Genomic DNA, 18648 nt, shown 5'->3' on the forward strand with positions numbered 1-18648 from the left:
TAGAAAGAGACAGATTGAGGGCATCGGATGTCCCCGATTACGCAAAGGGGAGCCGCTTACGCAAAAAGGGGAACCATCCTACGCCACAGGCCCTCCCCTGCGTAAAAAGAGACAGATAGGGGGGCATCAGATGTCCCTAATTACGCAGAGGCGGAGAGATTACACAGCGGCGGGGAGATTACGCATAGCCGGAGAGACGGCAGAAGACGCTGATTGCGGCATGTGAAAGACCCCGCCACATTGGACGGGGTCTTTCACATGGAGAACGCTATGGCGTCACTGTTGCGGCCTGAAGCTCAGGCGTTGACCGGAGCGTTGACATCCTCAGGCAGAGCGGCCTTGGCCTGCTCGACAATGGTCTTGAAGGTGTCCGGATCGTTCACGGCGAGCTCGGCGAGGGCGCGACGATCGAGTTCGATGCCGGCCAGACGCAGGCCCTGGATGAAGCGGTTGTACGTGATGCCTTCGTTGCGCACGGCAATGTTGATGCGCTGGATCCACAGCTTGCGGAAGTCACCCTTGCGAGCCTTGCGGTCGCGGTAGTTGTAGTTGAAGGAGTGGAGCAGCTGTTCCTTGGCCTTGCGGTACAGGCGGGAACGCTGGCCGCGGTAGCCCTTGGCCCTCTCGAGAACTGTACGACGCTTCTTGTGTGCGTTTACTGCGCGCTTGACACGTGCCATGTGATTCCTCTTTCCAGTAAAGCTTTATTCGTTGTTGTCGATGCCGGTTTCAGCCGAGCAGGCCCTTCATCTTCTTGGCCTGTGCCGTCTGCAGCACGTCGTCACGCTTGAGTGCACGGCGCTTGCGAGCGGACTTGTGCTCGAGGTTGTGGCGCATGCCGCTGCCAGCGTGCATGACCTTACCGGTTGCGGTGAGGCGAACGCGCTTTGCTGCTGCGGTCTTTGTCTTCATCTTCGGCATTGCTGCCCTCCTTGTTGTTCTTCGTGTTTGAAGATTGCTATTGCTACTCGTTGTCGATAGCGGCCTGGGCTTCCTTGGCCTCCTCGGCCTTCGCCTCCTGCTTGGCGGCGAGACGAGCTGCCTGGCGTGCCTGGCGTTCCGCGCGGGATTCTGCGCCACGCCTGCGCTGCTCGGACTGCGTGTGCACCTTCTTGCCCTTCGGGGCCAACGTCATGATGATGTTGCGTCCCTCCTGCTTCGGTGCGTGTTCCACAGTGCCCAGGTCGGAGACCTCCTCGGCGAGACGCTGCAGCATCTCCACACCGCCGATCGGGCGGGACTGCTCACGTCCGCGAAGCATGATGGTGACCTTGACCTTGTCGCCTGCGTTGAGGAAACGCTCAACGTGGCCCTTCTTGACTTCGAAGTCGTGGTCGTCGATCTTGAGGCGGAAACGAATCTCCTTGATTTCCGCGGTGCTCTGGTTGCGTCGCGCTTCGCGCTGCTTGATCTTCTCGTTGTACTTGAACTTGCCGTAATCGATCAGCTTGGCAACCGGAGGCTTCGCATTGGGCGCCACCTCGACGAGATCGAGGTTCGCTTCCTTTGCCAGGTTCAGTGCGACGGAAGTCGCGATGACCCCCACCTGTTCGCCGTTCGGTCCGATAAGGCGTACCTGGGAGACGCGAATCTCGTCGTTAATGCGTGGTTCGTCGCTAATGATGACTCCATTCCTCATATTGTGCCGGGGACCTCTGGATGTCATACTCGCGCCATGGCAGCAGCAAAACGGCCTTCGAAGACCTCATACATGCGGTAGACATGCAATTCCAAACGCCGTTTCCGCATGCCCATGCAGATCGGACGTCGCACCTGCCGTGCCGTGACCCGAAACCATGACAGGTTTCCAGGTGGGTTTCCCACTTTCTTGATTTCTCAAGCCTGTTAGATAATACCACACCCCTGGACCAAGGCGATTCCATTGCCACGCCCGCACGCAGCCGGCAGACTCACCAGATTCGCATGCGCTTGAAAATCTACCACGGCAGGGGCTTTCATTCAGACATGCGCCGCGGTTTTACACAGGCGCGCAAAACCGCGGCATTCTACAATGGGGAGTGAGTATTCGGGTGCGCGGACGATGGCGTTCGTGCACCCCCATACCCGGTTCAGCCCTCCCCCGCATTACCATGGGTGCAGGAATCATATGCGTAGCACGGCAGCGCAAGTCGCCGGCAAGCCAAGCGGAGGGGGTCACCACGAACACCGCATCCCGAATCTGCGTCGTTTTCGGCGCCGGCGAGTATTACACGCGCCCATATTCTCTGCCAGAGCATGCGTTCGTCGTGGCGGCGGACGGCGGCTATGCCCATGCGCGCGAACTCGGCGTGCATGTCGACGTGGTCGTCGGCGACTTCGATTCCACCGAGGATCTCGCGACGGAATCCACCAGCGATCCCGGTATGCGCACACTCAGGCTCCCTCCCGAGAAGGACGACCCCGACATGCTTTCCGCACTCAAAGTGGGCTGGCGGCATGGGTCGCGTGAATTCCATATCTACGGCGGTCTCGGCGGCCGCGTGGACCACACGATCTCCGACATTCAGCAGACCGCCATCGTCGCCTCGCACGGCGGCATCGCCTATCTGCACGGCGACGGCCGCATCGTCACGGCGATCTCGGACGCCGCACTGCACTTTGCCGCGCACGAGGTCGCCGACACCCAGTACGTGTCGGTGTTCGCGCATTCCGACTCCGTGCGCGACGTGACCGAGCGCGGTCTCAAATACCGACTCGACCATGCGACGCTGAGCAATCTGCAAGTCAACGGACTGAGCAACGAGTTCATCGACGGCGATGCCGCGCAGATTGCCGTAGGCGGCGGGATTGCGATCATCGTGTTCGACGATCGCGCACCGTTGCCCGAACTCGTCGGCGCGACTCCTCACGGCACACTCGGGGAACCGAGCACACACGTCACCGACGCGCTCGCATAGCGCGATATCTCGCGAACAGACATCACGGGTTCGGTTCCGCGTAGCATATCGAGCGTTCAAACCGAGCATTGGGCGCCTCAATGTGAGACATAATCGTTCGCCAACAATTCCAACGGCTTTCGGCGCGCAAGCGGGGGCTTGAAGTCAAGCAACGCCGGTAGAATGGGCAATGTTGGTTAACCAAGCCAGCAGGTGCTATGCATCCGCCGGCATCCCCAAGGGAGAACTACATGACAGTAAAGATTGGTATCAACGGCTTTGGTCGCATCGGTCGCCTCGCCTTCCGCCGCATCTTCGAGCTGCAGGAGAAGGGTGGCGAAGCCGCCGACATCGAGGTCACCGCAATCAACGACCTGACCTCGCCTGCCGCACTGGCATACCTGCTCAAGTACGACAGCACCCACGGTGTGTTCAAGCACGTTGACGGCACCCCGGTCGACGTCAAGTCCACCGACACCGCGATCGTGGTCGACGGCAAGGAATACCCGGTCTACGCAGAGCGTGACGCCCGCGACCTCAAGTGGGTTGCCAACGATGGCGTTGAGTTCGTGCTCGAGTGCACCGGCTTCTACACCTCCGCCGAGAAGAGCCAGGCCCACCTGGACGCCGGCGCCAAGAAGGTGCTCATCTCCGCTCCTGCCAAGGACGAGACCACCCCGACCGTCGTCTTCGGTGTCAACCACGACATTCTGAAGAAGGACGACAACATCGTGTCCGCCGGCTCCTGCACCACCAACTCGATGGCTGCAATGGTCAAGCTGCTCAACGACAAGTGGGGCATCAAGGCCGGCTTCATGACCACGATCCACGCCTACACCGGCACCCAGATGATTCTGGACGGCCCGCGTGGCAACAAGAGCGGCCGTGCACTGCGTGCCGCCGCGATCAACACGATCCCGCATTCGACCGGTGCCGCCAAGGCCATTGGCAAGGTCGTCCCGGAGGTCAACGGCAAGCTCCAGGGCCACGCACAGCGCGTGCAGGTTCCGGACGGCTCCATCACCGAGCTCTTCACCGTGCTCGAGAAGGATGCCACCGTTGACGAGATCAACGCCGCATTCAAGGATGCCTTCGCCGATTGCGCCTACTACGGCTACAACGACGATGAGATCGTCTCCGGCGACATCGTCGGCGACACCCACGGTGGCGTCTTCGATCCGACGCAGACCGATGTCAACACCGTTGACGGCGTGACCATGGCCCGCACCGTTGCCTTCTACGACAACGAGTACGGCTTCACCTCCAACATGGTGCGCACGCTCGAGTACTTCGCCGAGATCTCCGAGTGAGCTTCTAGCCAAGCATCACGAGCATGAGGGCCCCGCTTCCACGCGGGGCCCTTTCGTATGCCGCTTGAATGCCGAACCAAATACTGCCACCTATTGATCCCGCTATTATCGCGATATTTCAATATTTCAATATTTCAATATCCCAATACCTCAATCTTGAATCTTGCGTAAAAAGAGACAGATGGAATCCGCAATTGTCTCTTTTTACGCAGGGTTGTGCCTATGCGCCTTGGTACGTCTCTGCGTAATCGGGGACAGCCGTGGGCTCCATCTGCCCCCTTTTACGTCGGATTGCTGCTTGGATGCGTTGGATTTCTGCGTAAACAGAGACAGATGGAGCCCGCAGCTGTCCCCGATTACGCAGAATGGACGCCGTAACCAGTCTCTCTCCCCCTGCCCAGCTGTGGTCCTAGACTGATAGCATGGGTAAGAAGAAGCGGAGGGCAGCCGCGACGCCGGCCATCAAACAGCTTGAAGACACCAAGGTCACGTTCACAACGCACGAATACGAACACAGCAACGACGATGCTGACGGATACGGGCTCGAAGCCGCACGCAAACTCGGCTACGACGAACGGCAGGTGTTCAAGACGCTCATGGCCGACACCGGCGATGAGCGTGTGATCGGCGTCGTGCCGGTCAACGGCCATATGAGCCTCAAGGAGCTCGCCCATGCCGTCGGCGCGAAGAAGGCGGAGATGGCGGACCCGAAGGTGGCCATGCGTGAAAGCGGCTATGTGGTGGGAGGCATCTCCCCGCTCGGACAGAAAACGCAACATAGGACGGTGCTTGACGAATCCGCGCTCGAATTCGATGAGATACTCGTCTCCGGAGGCAAACGCGGACTGAGTCTGGGTGTCAACCCGCACGATCTGCTCGCCGTGCTCGACGCCACCACCGCACCAATCGCCACACAGAAGAAATCGTACTAATATCCTCGTTCCCTGGCAGTGGGGCAACCGGTGACCTTTCGTCACTAGATCGCAAGCGCCCTTTACGTTCCTCAATGTCACCGGCTGCCCCACCTCAGGGAACGTGCGAAAGCGGCGGTGCGGGGGATGGCCGGCGACGTTGAGGAACGTAAGGGAGCTTGCGACAGTGACGAAATGTCGCCGGCCATCCCCCGCACCGCCAGAGGCAGACCAGCGTGGTCGGATGTTCAGCCTCGTTTACGCAATGCCGCGGGGAGCACGAAATGCATGTTCTCCTCAATCGTCTCCACCGTGTCGACCTCGGTGAAGCCAAGCCGCTGCAGTGCGTCGATCACACCCTGCACCAGCTCGTCCGGCACCGACGCCCCTGACGACACGCCGACCGCAGAGACACCTTCGAACCATGCGGAATCGAGCTCGTCGGCGTCATCGACACGGTGGGCGGTGCCACGTCCGCCAAGCGCCTCGTTCGCCACCTCCATGAGCCGCACCGAATTCGACGAGTTCGCCGAACCCACGATCACCATGGCATCGGCCTGTTCGGCCACCAGTTTCACCGCGGCCTGCCGGTTCGACGTGGCGTAGCAGATGTCCGAGCTCGGCGGCAGTTCAATCCACGGGAATCTGCGCTGCAATGCGGCGATCGTGCCCGTGGTCTCGTCGACGCTCAACGTGGTCTGCGAAAGCAACACGAGCTTTTGGTCGGGCGAGAAATCAAGATCGTCCACATCGCGCTCATGCTCGATCAGATGCACATGCTCGGGCGACTCTCCGATCACGCCCACGGCCTCGTCATGACCGCGATGGCCAATATAAACGATCTCATAGCCTTCCCGCACGAAACGCAACACCTCGCGGTGCACTTTGCTCACCAGCGGGCAGCTCGCATCGACGACGCTCATGCCGAGTTCGTTGGCTTCGCGCACCACCTGCGGCGACACGCCGTGCGCGGAGAACACGACCGGTATGCCGGCCTGCGCCGCCGCCTGGGGAATCTCGGAAAGCTCGTCGACGAACACGGCGCCCTGCTCGGCGAGTTCGTCGACGACATGCCTGTTGTGCACGATCTGCCGGCGCACATACACCGGGGGCAGATCGTCTTCACGCGGCGCGGCAGTGTTCAAAATGGTCTGCACGGACTGTATCGCGCGATCGACACCCGCGCAGAACCCGCGCGGATTCGCCAGAATGATTCGTTTCGTCATGCCTGCCTTTCGTCGCATCAATCATAACCGAATGAATGAACACTACACTTGGTTGAATCGCTGAATAAATAGGGGCCACGCGCGCTACAATGGGCACACGTCTCAACAACGAGGCAATCAACGACGACTGGAGTCCCATGAGCGCACTTCCCCCTCGCACAGGTCAGCAATTCTCCATTTCACACGGCGATTACACCGCGGTGATCGCGCAGCTTGGCGCCACATTGCGCGTGTTCCGATACCAAGGCGACGACGTGACCGTGTCCACCGGTCCCGACGATGTGGTCACCTGCTGCGTCGGCCGCGTGCTCGTGCCGTTCCCGAACCGTCTCGAGCACGGCTCCTATGATTTCGACGGCGCCCACTACCAACTGCCGATCAACGAACCCGAGCGCGACAACGCGATCCACGGCTTCGGCATGAACTACTACTGGCAGCTCGAACGACTCACCGAAGATTCCGTTACGCTCAGCTGGCGCGTGCCGCTCACTGAAGGATACCCGTTCTCGCTGCAGGTGTTCATCACATACACGCTTTCCAATTCCGGCATGCGCATCGACTGCGACGCGGTGAACAACGGCGACGGCCCGGCACCGTGGGCGATGGCCGTGCATCCGTGGTTCTCGAACGGCGAGGACGCCCATGGCAACGCGATCGACGCCGTCACCTCGCGTTGCAGTGTGCAGATTCCCGCGAACACGCATGTGCTCACCAATGGGAACCTGATCCCGACCGGAACCGAGCCGGTGGACGGCACGAAATTCGATTTCCGCACGGCCGCGTTGCTCGACCGGCAGCCGTACGACGACGCGCTGACCGACCTGACCCATGCCGCCGACGGCACCGTGACCGCGGTGTTCACGCGGCCGGACGGCCGGCAGGTGGCGATCATCGGCGACGAGAGCATCACCTCGTTCCAGGTGTGCACCGGCACCGGCTTCCCCGAGGCGATCCATCCGACCGGCGTCGCCGTGGAACCGCAGACCGCGTACGCGAACACGTTCCGCACAGGCATCGACCTCATCGAGATCGCTCCGGGAGACACCGCGCATACGACGATTCGCTATCAGGTGCTTCAGTGACATACAAGCCGTCCGTCAACACGGCTACACTATGACCATTGTGCCCTGTGCAAAGTGTATGCACCCTGCAACGTCTGGGCGGCATGCGACAATGCATAAGGCATATGACGGCTTTAGAAAAGGAGTCCACTATGGGTATGCGCGGACGTAAGCGTAAGGCTCGCCGTAAAAAGGCAGCAAATCACGGCAAAAGGCCAAATGCCTGAGCAGCTGTGACCCGTCTTGAACGGAAATGGGAGAGGCCCGTGGAATTCCACGGGCCTCTCCCATTTTTCGCATATATGAAACCAATGCGCAACCATAACCAAAAAGCCGGCATCCGGGAAACCTGGATACCGGCGATGCCACTCACAGTCCCTGACGGTGCGTGTGATGGATGATCGTATGCGAGGTGACCACGGTGTGCTCGGTGATCACTTCGCCACAGCATTTGTCCAGCGTCATCTTCAATCGTTCATACAGGCATTCCGGCGCCTGCTGGGGTCTCAAATACGCTTTCATAGCGGCGATCATCACCTGTTCACGCGCGTCGCAGCATGATGACGGATCGAAGCACTCCCCCTCCACCTGCGGCGCGGATGCATCATTCGAATTATGCAGATCGTCCAGCGACACAGGCTCATCATGCTCATCCAAAGGCTGCGATATGCCCTTGCTCATTGCCTCGCCTTTCCGTGAGCTCCAACTAGTTCCTTCTCGCGAGCGTCATCTCGCGTTTCATTGCTATTTGTCTCAACGGAATTCGCCTCCGTTTTATTTCCACGCTTCGCTTTGGCCGTCGAAGTGCCACGGGAGGTCTTCGTGGATTTGCCGTAACCGCGGGCGGCGGCGTATTCGGCGAGCTCCTTGCGCAGTTGCGTGCGTGCACGGTTAAGGCGGCTCATCACCGTGCCGATCTTGATACCCTGTTCATCGGCCACCTGCTGGTACGACTTGCCATCGATGGCGGCATCGATGAACACCTGACGGCGCTCCGGGGGGAGCCTGTCGAGCGCAGCCATGATCTCCTCCGGCGCGAACGCCTCCAAATACTGCTGTTCGGCGGACTGTAGACCTTGCGAAGTATGCTCGGAGGCCGCGAAGATATCCCAGTCGTCGTATTCGCCGGTGGAATCGTTCGCACGCTGCGGGCGACGCTTCGCCTTCGCATACTGGTTGAAGAAGGCGTTGCGTTCAATCGTCGTCATCCAGGCTTCGAAATTGGAACCCGGCTTGAAGGTGTCGAAGGCCTTGAAGCCGCGCTCGAACGTGTCTTGCACCAGATCCTGGGCATCCTCCGGATTGTTCGTGAACTTCATCGCCTGACGGTAGAGCGCATTGACGGCGGGCATGGCAAGCTTCTCGAAGCGCGCCCGCTTCTCCTGCATCGTTTCGTGTTCATTCTCGCTTGTTTCGCTCACGCCCTCCATTGTACGGTACGAGGTGAAGGAAATCTGAAAGCCAGCTGGGGGCGCAAACACCGCGAGTGTCCGTCTGGTATTCGCCGCTCGCGCACATGCACGGCGCACGGTAGAATTCAAGCGGAATAAAGGAGAACCATGTCTTTGTCGTTGCAATCCGCAGCACGCGAGCTCTTCGCGGAGAATCTGCTGCATGAGATCATCACCCCGCACATGTGGACCATGAACGCGGCCTCCGTAGAGAACAACGAGGTGCCGTTCACGGCAATCACCTACGACACGCGCACGGTGACGCCAGGCAGTCTGCTCGTATGCAAAGGGAACTTCAATCCGAAATACCTCGAGCAGGCGAACAAGCTCGGCATGGCGGCGTACGTGGCGACGAACGATTATTCGGCGTACACGGACGCGCCCGGGCTCATCGTCTCCGACGACAAGAAAGCACTCAGCATTCTCGCCCAGGCATACTACGACCACCCGGAGCGTCAGCTCACACTGATCGGCATCACCGGCACCAAGGGCAAGACCACCACCGCGTACTACACGCACGCCATCATCAACGCGCTGAGTGGAAACACGACGGCATTGTTCTCGTCGGTGGACAATTGCGTGGACGGCATGCACTACGTGGAATCCGACCTCACGACGCCCGAATCGCTCGACGCGGTGCGCATGATGCGCGAGGCGGTGAACAACGGCATGAAATACCTGGTGATGGAGGTCTCCTCACAGGCATACAAAGTCAACCGCGTCTACGATTTCCATTTCGACGTCGCCGCGTTCCTCAACATCTCCCCCGATCACATCAGCCCCATCGAGCACCCCAGTTTCGAGAACTACCTGTGGTGCAAGCGGCAGATCATACGCAATGCCGACATGCTCGTGCTCGGCGAGCGCAGCGACCACGAGCAACTGCTGCTCGAGGATGCCGAACTGAACCGCGTACCCGTCTCCACGTTCGCATTGGCCGATTCGCCGGCGCAGTCCGACATCGCGGACGTCACCTGCGCACCGACCAATATGGAGCACACGGCATTCGACTACTTCGTGGACGGCGAGCGTCTCGGCAGCCTCACGCTCGCAATGGAGGGCGACTTCAACTATGCGAACGCGGCCGCCGCTCTGGCAATCGCGCATGACATCGGCATGGATGTGAGCGACCCGCGTGCGCTCGCCTCACTCGCCGACGTACGCATCTCGGGACGCATGGAGGAGATGCACGACAGCAGGTCGAACACGCTCGCCATTGTCGACTACGCGCACAATTTCGCCTCGGTGAACGCGTTGCTCGATTTCGTGGAGCAGCGGTACGGCGCCGAGCATCCGCATATCACGCTGATCACCGGTTCGGCCGGCAACAAGGCATACGACCGTCGCGAGGGAATCGTCAAAGCCGCACAGGACCGCGTGCAGAAGCTCATTCTCACTGCGGAGGACACCGACACCGAGCCCATCGAGCAAATCTGCAGCGAGATGGCCAACAACGTGACGAACGAGGATCTCGATGTGCAGACGATCCTCGACCGTGCCGAAGCCGTGAAGCATGCCGTCGACGAGGCGCGTGCGGCGGACGGCGGACTGAGCATCCTGCTGCTCATAGGCAAGGGCGACGAGCAGTGGATCAAGGACCGCAACATCCACACGCCATACGAGGGCGACTCGCAGATCATCCGACGTCTGTTCGCTTGATTCGCATGCGACGCGCCTACAATGGGAACAGACGCCTTGGAAAGGAACACATGATCATCATCGAACGCGTCACTCCGGCCACCATGGAGGAGGAAGCGAGCAAGCACAACATTGAACTGCCAATCGAGCAGACGTCGGTTTGGGCGGATTTCCAAGCGGACATCAACGGCCGTAGACCATGGGGATGTCTGCTCATACGCCGTGACACCGAGCTCGTCGCCGTGATCTCGCTCATCGACATGGAGACGCATGGATACCATTACCTGCGTTCCGTGCACGGACCGGTGTGGGCGAGCAAGCCGAACGAAGAGCTTGAGGAGCAGATGATCGCCGCGCTCGCCGACTATGTGAAGCGCAACGACAAGCGCGTGGCGTTCCTGCGCATCGACACATGGACCAGCAAGGGCACGTTCCCCGTGCTCTCCACCGTGCCGTACAACGAAACCGTCGTGCTCGACATCACCGGCGACGACGAGGAGATTCTCGCGCGCATGAAGAAACGCGGCCGACGCGACGTGCGCAAGGCATTGCGTGAATCGCCGGCCGTGATCGCCGACGAGACCGAGTTGGCGACCCGTGATTTCTCGGATTACTACGCGGTGATGGTGGAGACCGCGCATCGCGACGGCTTCAATCCCGCGCCGATGAGCGACTACACCGACATGATCAAGGCGCTCGGCCCTGAGCATTGCCGTGTATTCGCGGGACGCATCGACGGCAAGGTCGTGGCATGGTCCATCGTGACCGTGCACGGCAAGACTGGCGTGTATTACTACGCCTCCATGCTCACTTCGGTGCGTCGCGAGCATGTGCCTGACAAACTGCTGTATTTCGTGGCCTGCGCGCTCGGCAAGCAGGGATGCACGAAGCTCGATCTGATGGGCATAGGCAACGATTTCGCCCCGTCACTCAAGTCGCTCAACGAATTCAAGACGAAGTTCGCCCCCGAGACCACGCAGATCGCCGCCGGGCGCGACATTCCGATCAAGAAGGCCTTCTATCGCATGCTGCGCATGATGCAAAGCGTGCGCAAGGCGTTGAAACCGAAGCCGCACGGCAATGCGGAGAAGGTGCGGGCCAAGGAATCGGCCGCAAAGTGATGCAATTGTAATACGGTATTTCGGCACTTTGGTCGTTTATTTCGCACAGTGTGAGGTAAACGACCAAAATGGGAGGAACTTTGGTCGTTTACCTCGCACTGCGTGATATGAACCGCCAAAGTGGGACGAACTATGGTCGTTTGGTGAACAGATTACCCAGTGAGTGATCATAGTTGCCCGCAGTTTGACCCTTTACCGTGCGCCGTGTGAAGAAAACGACCAAACCACGGCGATATCACTCGGATTCGATATCCCCGGATTCGCCGTCTTCCGCAAGCTTCTTCAGACCAAGCACGTCATCGACGTCGAAATCCGGGTTCGCATCGGTTTCGTAATCGATTTCCGCAGCGTCCGCTTCCTGCGCCTTCTGCCGATATTCCGGATCCACGGCGACCTGATGCACGCGCTCGGCCTTCGGCTTCGTCAAATCCGGGTGTACGCTCTCCTTGAGCAGCATGCGTGCGTCGCCCGCGGTGACGAAACTGCCGCAGATGAGCACGCCATGCCCGTAGCCCACGCCGAGCTCATCGTCTGCATCCACGCGGTTCACCGCCTCCTGAATCGCATCCGGCAGCGACGGAATGCAGGTGACGCGCTCCGGCCCGAACACGCCGCGCGCGATCTCGGCGAGCTTGTCGGCAGGCATCACGCGGTCCGTCCACGAATTCTCGGTGACGATGAGCTCGCTGACAATCGGTTCGAGCACGCCGAGATATTCCTCCACCTGCTTGTCTTCCATCATCGCGACGACGGCGACGAGCTGCGTGAAATCGTAGTTCTCTTCGATCGCCGCGCGCAACGCCTCGGCGGCGTTCACATTATGACCGCCGTCGATGATGATCGTCGGTGACGAGCGCACCTGTTCGATACGTCCCGGAATCTTCACCGAACTCAGCGCTTCGGCCACCAGATCGCCGTCGAGCGCGCCGCTGACCGGAATCACCACCTCGCACGCGCACAATGCTGCAAGCGCGTTGTGCGCCTGATGCTCGCCGAACTTGTCGACCGGCACGTCGGCATAGGTGCCGTTCGGCATACGCAGCGTGACCATCTGACCTCCCACTGCGGGCATGCGCGAGACGACCTCCGCCTCATAGCCGTCGCGGATGATCGTCGCATGGTTTTCGGCCGCCGCCTGCTCGATGATCGGCATGACCTCGCTCTCGTGCGGCTGCCGCCCGATGATCGCCGTGCAGCCCGGCTTGATGATGCCCACCTTCTCCTGCGCGATCTGCTCGACCGTGTCGCCGAGCCAGGCCATGTGATCCATGTCGATCGGCCCGATCACCGCCGCATCCGCGTCGAGCACATTCGTCGCGTCCCATCGACCGCCCATGCCGACCTCGACAATCGCGACGTCGACCGGCGCGTCCGCGAACTTCCAGATTGCCATCGCCGTGAGCACCTCGAAGAAGCTCATGCGCGGCGCGCCCTCCTCGTCCATTTTCTTGTCGACGAGCGCAACGAAGTCCTTCACCTGATTCCACAGTTCCACGAAGTCGTCGTCGGACAGGCGCTGCCCGTCGATGACGATGCGCTCGCTCACATGCTCGAGATGCGGCGACGTGTACAGGCCGGTCCGCATGCCGTATGCCCTGCAGATCGCTTCGGCCATGCGTGCCGTGGATCCCTTGCCGTTCGTGCCGGTGATGTGGATGATGCGGAACGAGTCCTGCGGATTGCCGAGCAGGTCGAGGATCATCCTCATTCGCTTGAGATCCAGGTTCGTCGTGTTCCGCTCGCTCGGACGGTTCATGATGTCTCGCTCGACGTCCCGCACACTCATCTGATTGTCGCTCATAAGCACTCTTCCCGCGTATGTATACAAACCTCGTCCATTCTATGCATTTGCCCGACCTTCCACCGCCAGCGCACGCTATAGTGTTTCCCACATGGTTGAGCGCGGGACTTGGGGGCCGTATTGATGACGATGCAGGCATGACGACGAAGACATCGGAGGCGACGGATCGGCACGGCCGATATACGCTCGGCATTGTGGACAACGACCCGCTGGTCGCCGAGGCGCCACGCTCCTCATTCGAACGCTTCCACGCCCCGCTCGAGGTGATCTGGGCGCTCACCGACCCCGAAGACGCTCTCGTCCACTGTCTGCATGCGAAGGGCCGCCCCGACGTCCTCCTCACCGACATCGACATGCCCCGCCTCTCCGGCCTCGGCCTCTTCCACGAACTCCAAACCCGCAAACTCCCCATTACCGTCATCGGCATCTCCGCGTTCCCGAACATCGCCGAAGAACCCGGTTTGGTCATCCTGCCCAAGGAATCCGCCGTCGAGGAGATCGTCCAACTCGCCGGCATGCTCCGCCGTGACGACGACCTGACCCGCTGGTTCCCGACCCCAACAAAACCAAACCCACTCTCCCCCAGTGAACTCCATGCCCTCACCCACTACTCCGAAGGTCTTACAACCACCGCGATAGCCCACACCATGCACGTGAGCGAGTCAAGCATGAAGACCTTCGCCAAGCGCGCGTATGAGAAACTCGACGCCCATTCCCGCACCGAAGCCATCGCCATCTGCGTAAGAAACGGGTGGATCTGACATGACCGAAATACTATCTGCAGACTCCCCAACCAAACCGAAACCGCTCACCAAACTCGTCGCCCACCTGCGCGCGCACCCATTCATCATCGCGGGCACATTGTTCTGCGTAGCAGTGCTCGTGTTTGAATGGCTCACATATTGGCCGGATCTCAACGGCTTCGAGACTGCCCTGAGCACACTGATTCCCGTGCTCACGCTTGGTGTCGCCATCATGCCGGTTCCGTTCAGTCTGTCGATCATCGTCGTCGAAGTACTGCGTGGGATCTTCTACATCTTCCCAGTCGTCCACTCCGGTCCGACCGTCTATTACAGCGTCTGGCTTGCGCTCATCGTAATCGGTTACGAAATGCCCGCGAAATACGCGATTCCGATCACCGTGATTGCCGCGCTCGACACGATGGTCGACAACGCGATCTTCCAGGTGCCGTTCGATGCGAACGACATCGGTTTCGCCGCCACGTTCCTGCTCGATGGGTTCGCCGGCCTCGCAATCCGCCGCAACAAGGAGTTCGCGCGACTCAGATACGAACAGCGTGAACAAGCCAAGCAGATTCATCTCGTCCGCACGCTGCACGACGACATCGGCGGCTCGCTCTCCTACGCACTGCTGCTATGCCGGAACGCTCAGGCCGAGACCGATCCGGACACGCTGCGCACGTCGCTGGAGACAATCACGCAAACCGTGGAATCCACGCTTGCAGATCTGCGCACCAATATCATCACGCCACTTTCCGCATCCACACCGGCATCCACGGCGATATCCCGTAACGTGGATGAGTCGACGACCACCGGCAGCTGCGCTCGCCTATGCCAGAACGTGCTCAGGCAGCCGGCACTGCTGGAACAAGCGGGATTCAACGGCACGATTCATGTGTCTGGCGAGGCGACAGACGAATCCGCGAACCTCGTGAACATATGCCTTACGGAGATCTGCAACAACATCCTCAAGCACGGCACCCATTCGTATGTGGTGCGCATCAGGTTCGGCGAGCGCACCACACTTGTCGCCTCGAACGAGATTGCAGCGGGTGAGGCACAGCCTGATTCGGCTCATCATGGTCTGGAGATGCTCGAATCCAGACTCCACGACCTCGGCGCGGCGATGACCGTCAGCGAGGAGGATGGAATCTGGACTCTGGCAATCGAACGATGAGGAATCAGAAGTTCAATTGGCATCCGGAGCCTTCCAGTGCATGCGTGGGTTGGGTGCGAAGTCAGTCGACAGGTAATCGGTTGTTCCGCTCAGCATCTCGTTGAGTCTGCCGTCGGTGTCGATGGCATATACGGAATCAAGGTTCTGAATGTCCGATTCGTAGAGCTTGTATACGAGGATCTTGCAGCGATTGCGCCCATCCTCCGGCACTGCAATCACCGTGGCGAAGCCGCCGGTCCCTTTGGTCAGAAGGGTCCTCGAGAGTGGGTAGCTGTCATTGCCCAGTGAATCGGGAAGATGGAAGTGCTGGTGGTCGATGTGGCTCGTGGTTGTGTTCACTGTCTCGATGGCTCCGGATTCGAGGAACACCGTCAGTTGGTCGCCTACGGTGAGCCCTGCGTCGTTCGCAACCGATACCAACGCCCATTGTGTTCCGAACGCCTCTTGCCGGTCCTTGACATATCCCTTGCAGTGTTCATTCGAAATCAGGTAGTCACGCTTCTGGTCCTGGAAGAACACGCCGGTGCCGTTCCACACGATGTGCTGTTGGAGCATACCTTCCGTCTGGATGTATTCCGCGCGGCCATTGCTGTGTACGAGTGCCACATAGCCCTTGTCGACGGTCTCGAACTTCTTGCTCGACGGGTTGAGCGCAATCGCCGCAATCACATCATCAAGTTCTGCAGACTCCGGCGAGACGATCCTCATTCCGAACGCCCCGGCCATGCCGTCACGCACGCTGCATCCGCCCACGACCATGCATACGCATATCACGGCTGCGATCTTGGCGAATATCCTACGCATCGCGCTCACCTCCTGAATGATTGATGTACTTCCATTCCAGCATCAGCGAGCGCGACACTCAATCTATCGCTGTCCCCAAAACGGTCAATCTGCGAACAGAGTTGACCGCACACTGTGTTCGGTAGCCGACACTGGCGGCCTGCTGTGCACGACGAACAGATTCGCGCCCGCGACTACCATGTTGGGCAACGGATATCTCATGCCCAAACAGTGGAGAAAAGAGCAGCAATGAGCGAAGTAATCACCGAGCAGGACAAGGAATACGAGGCGCGTGAGCAGGCGGCGGCACCCGGCGACGATCAGCCAATGAACGACCGTGTGAACAACCGTTCGCTGCGCCCGCGTTCCGATGCGTTCGTGGACTTCATGAGCAGCGGTTGGGACAACAACGAGCCCGAGATCGAACGCCTTGAATCCGCCTCCTACATTCCGGCACGACTCCAGGTGCTGAGCGAGGCGTTCCCCGGCGAACGTCTGGTGATTCCGGCAGGCCAGCCGAAGGTGCGCAACAATGACTGCGACTACGCGTTCCGCCCGGATTCCGCGTTCTCCTATTACACCGGTCTCGGCCAGGACTACGAGGCGGGCGCGGTGCTCGTGCTCGACCCGAACGAGGACGGCACGCATACGCCGATGCTGTTCGTGGCCCCGCGTGCAGACCACTACACACAGGACTTCTTCAAGGACCCACACTACGGCGAGTACTGGGTCGGCCCGCGCGCTGGATTGAAGGAGCTCGAGGCGATGACCGGCATTGAAACACACGACATCGCCCAGCTGGACGACATGCTCGGCAAGGACGTCGGCACTGAGAACGGCGCCGTGCAGCTGCGCGTGATTCGCGAGACGGATCCGCAGATCACGGCCATCGTGAACGAGCTGCGCGAGGGGCATGGTTTCCCGGATGAGGCAGACAATACGGTGCGCGACGACAAGCTGCACGAATTCGCCTCCGAAGCGCGCATGGAGAAGGATGACTTCGAGGTGCGCGAGATTCGCCGTGCCGTCGACGCCACCAAGCACGGCTTCGACAACATTCTCAAGAAGCTGCCGAGCGCACTGGGCAAGCCACGCTCCGAACGCATTCTCGAAGGCGCATTCAATGCGGTTTCGCGCGAGGAAGGCAACGAGGTCGGCTATGACACAATCATCGCCTCGGGTGCCCATGCGCCGATTCTGCATTGGATCCGCAACACGGGCACCGTGAACGATGGCGAGCTGCTGCTCATCGACGCCGGCGTGGAAGTCGATTCGCTGTACACCGCCGACATCACGCGCACGTTCCCGACGAACGGCAAGTTCACCGATTTCCAGAAGAAGCTGTACCAGGCTGTGCTCGACTCGCAGCAGGCCGGGTTCGAAGCCGCGAAGCCGGGCGCGACCTACTCCGACATCCACCATGCCTGCATGCGCGTGATCGCCGAACGGCTGCATGACTGGGGCATTCTTCCGGTGGACGTCGAGGAGAGCCTTTCGCCCGAGGGACAGCAGCACCGCCGTTGGCTCGCATGCGGCGTCGCGCATCATCTCGGCCTTGACGTACACGACTGCGCGCAGGCCCGCTATGAGTCGTACCAAGGTGCGAAGATCACGCCGGGCATGGTGTTCACGATCGAACCGGGCCTCTACTTCCGCGAGGACGATCTGATGATTCCGCCGGAGTACCGCGGCATCGGCATTCGCATTGAAGACGACGTGCTGATGACCGAGGATGGCCCCGAATGGATCTCCGCCGGCATCCCGAAGCAGATCGACGACGTCGAGGCCTGGATGGCGCAGATGGCGGACACCAACAACTGAGCCAGTCGCTCGAAAGGAGCATCATGCCGACCCCGGATTTCATTCTCGAATTGCGCGAGCGCATCGGCCACATGCCACTGTGGCTCATCGGCGTCACCGGCTATGTGCGCCGCGACGACGGGCTTGTCTTGCTCGAACAGCGCACCGACAACGGCAAATGGACGCTCGTCACCGGCATCAACGAGCCGGGTGAGGAGCCTGCGGACACCGTCGCACGCGAGGCGAAGGAGGAGACGGGCGTCGATGTGATCGTCACCGATCTGGTGAGCGTGAAATCCGACCGGCGCATGATCACCTACGCCAACGGCGACCAGGCGCAGTACATGGATCACCTGTTCCTGTGCGAAGTCGCGCCGGGCGGCAACGGCGAACCGGTCGTCGGCGATGACGAAAGCATGCGCGTCGGGTGGTTCGCGCTCGACGATCTGCCCGAACCGCTCAGCGACAGCACACGCGAACGCATCGCATACGTGCAGCGGTATCTCAGGCACCGTGCGGAAGGAAGCGCACGGGCACAGTTCGCGTTCGACGGGGTCATCGAGCATCTGTAGGCCGCATACAGCGGCATATGAATCAATGGATGCTGCCGAACTCCACCGGGCACCTGTCCGAGTAATGGTTTGGCAGAAAATAGCACACGGCACCCGAATCGGGATTGGCATCGCGCATGTCACTCAATTCGGGTGCCGTGTTTTTGGGCGTGTCGCATGTATTAACTGCGTTAATATATAA

At 60.3% G+C, this 18648-nt stretch carries 19 protein-coding genes; 11 read left to right on the forward strand and 8 right to left on the reverse strand.

Annotated elements, in window-relative coordinates; genetic code table 11:
• Positions 1-296 precede the first annotated feature (296 nt).
• The 3 genes from rplT to infC are packed head-to-tail and all read right to left on the reverse strand — an operon-like array spanning position 297 to position 1639.
• Positions 297-680, reverse strand: coding sequence for a 50S ribosomal protein L20 (rplT, locus tag OGI63_RS10375; RefSeq protein WP_004218699.1), 384 nt, complete (start codon positions 678-680; stop codon positions 297-299).
• 49 nt (positions 681-729) lie between these two features.
• Entirely contained in the window at positions 730-921 is a 192-nt protein-coding gene (rpmI, locus tag OGI63_RS10380; protein ID WP_004218698.1) for a 50S ribosomal protein L35, read from the reverse strand.
• 43 nt (positions 922-964) lie between these two features.
• Positions 965-1639, reverse strand: coding sequence for a translation initiation factor IF-3 (gene infC / locus OGI63_RS10385; RefSeq protein ID WP_004218697.1), 675 nt, complete (start codon positions 1637-1639; stop codon positions 965-967).
• Positions 1640-2090: 451 nt separating this feature from the next.
• Between infC and OGI63_RS10390 the strand changes: the two genes are divergently transcribed.
• The 3 genes from OGI63_RS10390 to ybaK all read left to right on the forward strand — a co-directional run bounded on the left by OGI63_RS10390 (position 2091) and on the right by ybaK (position 5118).
• On the forward strand, positions 2091-2897 hold the full coding sequence (locus tag OGI63_RS10390) for a thiamine diphosphokinase (RefSeq protein ID WP_004218696.1): 807 nt from the start codon (positions 2091-2093) through the stop codon (positions 2895-2897).
• A 230-nt stretch (positions 2898-3127) separates the two neighbouring features.
• Positions 3128-4186 carry a type I glyceraldehyde-3-phosphate dehydrogenase gene (gene gap / locus OGI63_RS10395; RefSeq protein WP_004218695.1) on the forward strand — a complete coding sequence of 353 codons (1059 nt, stop codon included), beginning with the start codon at positions 3128-3130 and terminating at the stop codon, positions 4184-4186.
• Positions 4187-4608: 422 nt separating this feature from the next.
• The gene (gene ybaK, locus OGI63_RS10400; RefSeq protein ID WP_004218694.1) at positions 4609-5118 is read left to right on the forward strand and encodes a Cys-tRNA(Pro) deacylase; all 510 of its coding nucleotides are present in this window, start codon (positions 4609-4611) and stop codon (positions 5116-5118) included.
• Between the two features lie 227 nt (positions 5119-5345).
• On the opposite strand, the gene OGI63_RS10405 is transcribed toward ybaK, so the two are convergent.
• Positions 5346-6323 carry a 4-hydroxy-3-methylbut-2-enyl diphosphate reductase gene (locus OGI63_RS10405; RefSeq protein ID WP_004218693.1) on the reverse strand — a complete coding sequence of 326 codons (978 nt, stop codon included), beginning with the start codon at positions 6321-6323 and terminating at the stop codon, positions 5346-5348.
• 89 nt (positions 6324-6412) lie between these two features.
• On the opposite strand from OGI63_RS10405, the gene OGI63_RS10410 reads away from it, so the two are divergent.
• Complete coding sequence (locus tag OGI63_RS10410; RefSeq protein ID WP_004218692.1) at positions 6413-7405, forward strand: aldose 1-epimerase family protein; 993 nt, start codon at positions 6413-6415, stop codon at positions 7403-7405.
• A 131-nt stretch (positions 7406-7536) separates the two neighbouring features.
• A complete protein-coding gene (locus OGI63_RS14275) occupies positions 7537-7611 on the forward strand; it encodes a 50S ribosomal protein bL37 (protein ID WP_369803150.1) in 75 nt (24 codons plus the stop codon).
• A gap of 142 nt (positions 7612-7753) precedes the next feature.
• On the opposite strand, the gene OGI63_RS10415 is transcribed toward OGI63_RS14275, so the two are convergent.
• Positions 7754-8065: a hypothetical protein gene (locus tag OGI63_RS10415; RefSeq protein ID WP_004218691.1), complete on the reverse strand. Its 312-nt coding sequence runs from the start codon at positions 8063-8065 to the stop codon at positions 7754-7756.
• Positions 8062-8814 carry a sigma-70 family RNA polymerase sigma factor gene (locus OGI63_RS10420; RefSeq protein ID WP_225556805.1) on the reverse strand — a complete coding sequence of 251 codons (753 nt, stop codon included), beginning with the start codon at positions 8812-8814 and terminating at the stop codon, positions 8062-8064. Before OGI63_RS10420 ends, OGI63_RS10415 begins: the two co-directional genes overlap by 4 nt.
• A gap of 129 nt (positions 8815-8943) precedes the next feature.
• Here OGI63_RS10420 and OGI63_RS10425 point away from each other — a divergent pair, with 129 nt between their 5' ends.
• Positions 8944-10494 carry a UDP-N-acetylmuramoyl-L-alanyl-D-glutamate--2,6-diaminopimelate ligase gene (locus OGI63_RS10425; protein ID WP_004218689.1) on the forward strand — a complete coding sequence of 517 codons (1551 nt, stop codon included), beginning with the start codon at positions 8944-8946 and terminating at the stop codon, positions 10492-10494.
• 50 nt (positions 10495-10544) lie between these two features.
• Positions 10545-11594 (forward strand): lipid II:glycine glycyltransferase FemX, encoded by a 1050-nt coding sequence (locus OGI63_RS10430; protein WP_004218688.1) that lies wholly within the window; start codon positions 10545-10547, stop codon positions 11592-11594.
• Positions 11595-11829: 235 nt separating this feature from the next.
• Here the strand turns inward: OGI63_RS10430 and OGI63_RS10435 are convergent, their stop codons facing one another.
• Positions 11830-13395, reverse strand: a complete 1566-nt coding sequence (locus OGI63_RS10435) for a bifunctional folylpolyglutamate synthase/dihydrofolate synthase (RefSeq protein ID WP_004218686.1) — start codon at positions 13393-13395, stop codon at positions 11830-11832.
• Between the two features lie 137 nt (positions 13396-13532).
• Between OGI63_RS10435 and OGI63_RS10440 the strand changes: the two genes are divergently transcribed.
• Together OGI63_RS10440 and OGI63_RS10445 are read left to right on the forward strand one after the other, a co-directional pair.
• Positions 13533-14156, forward strand: a complete 624-nt coding sequence (locus tag OGI63_RS10440; protein ID WP_004218684.1) for a response regulator — start codon at positions 13533-13535, stop codon at positions 14154-14156.
• Between the two features lies 1 nt (position 14157).
• Complete coding sequence (locus tag OGI63_RS10445; RefSeq protein WP_004218683.1) at positions 14158-15312, forward strand: sensor histidine kinase; 1155 nt, start codon at positions 14158-14160, stop codon at positions 15310-15312.
• 12 nt (positions 15313-15324) lie between these two features.
• On the opposite strand, the gene OGI63_RS10450 is transcribed toward OGI63_RS10445, so the two are convergent.
• Positions 15325-16116 (reverse strand): hypothetical protein, encoded by a 792-nt coding sequence (locus OGI63_RS10450; protein ID WP_004218682.1) that lies wholly within the window; start codon positions 16114-16116, stop codon positions 15325-15327.
• 228 nt (positions 16117-16344) lie between these two features.
• On the opposite strand from OGI63_RS10450, the gene OGI63_RS10455 reads away from it, so the two are divergent.
• The gene (locus OGI63_RS10455; RefSeq protein WP_004218681.1) at positions 16345-17916 is read left to right on the forward strand and encodes an aminopeptidase P family protein; all 1572 of its coding nucleotides are present in this window, start codon (positions 16345-16347) and stop codon (positions 17914-17916) included.
• A gap of 23 nt (positions 17917-17939) precedes the next feature.
• The gene (locus OGI63_RS10460; RefSeq protein WP_004218680.1) at positions 17940-18467 is read left to right on the forward strand and encodes an NUDIX hydrolase; all 528 of its coding nucleotides are present in this window, start codon (positions 17940-17942) and stop codon (positions 18465-18467) included.
• Positions 18468-18648: the final 181 nt, after the last annotated feature.

It is taken from the genome of Bifidobacterium sp. KRGSERBCFTRI (assembly GCF_025908335.1).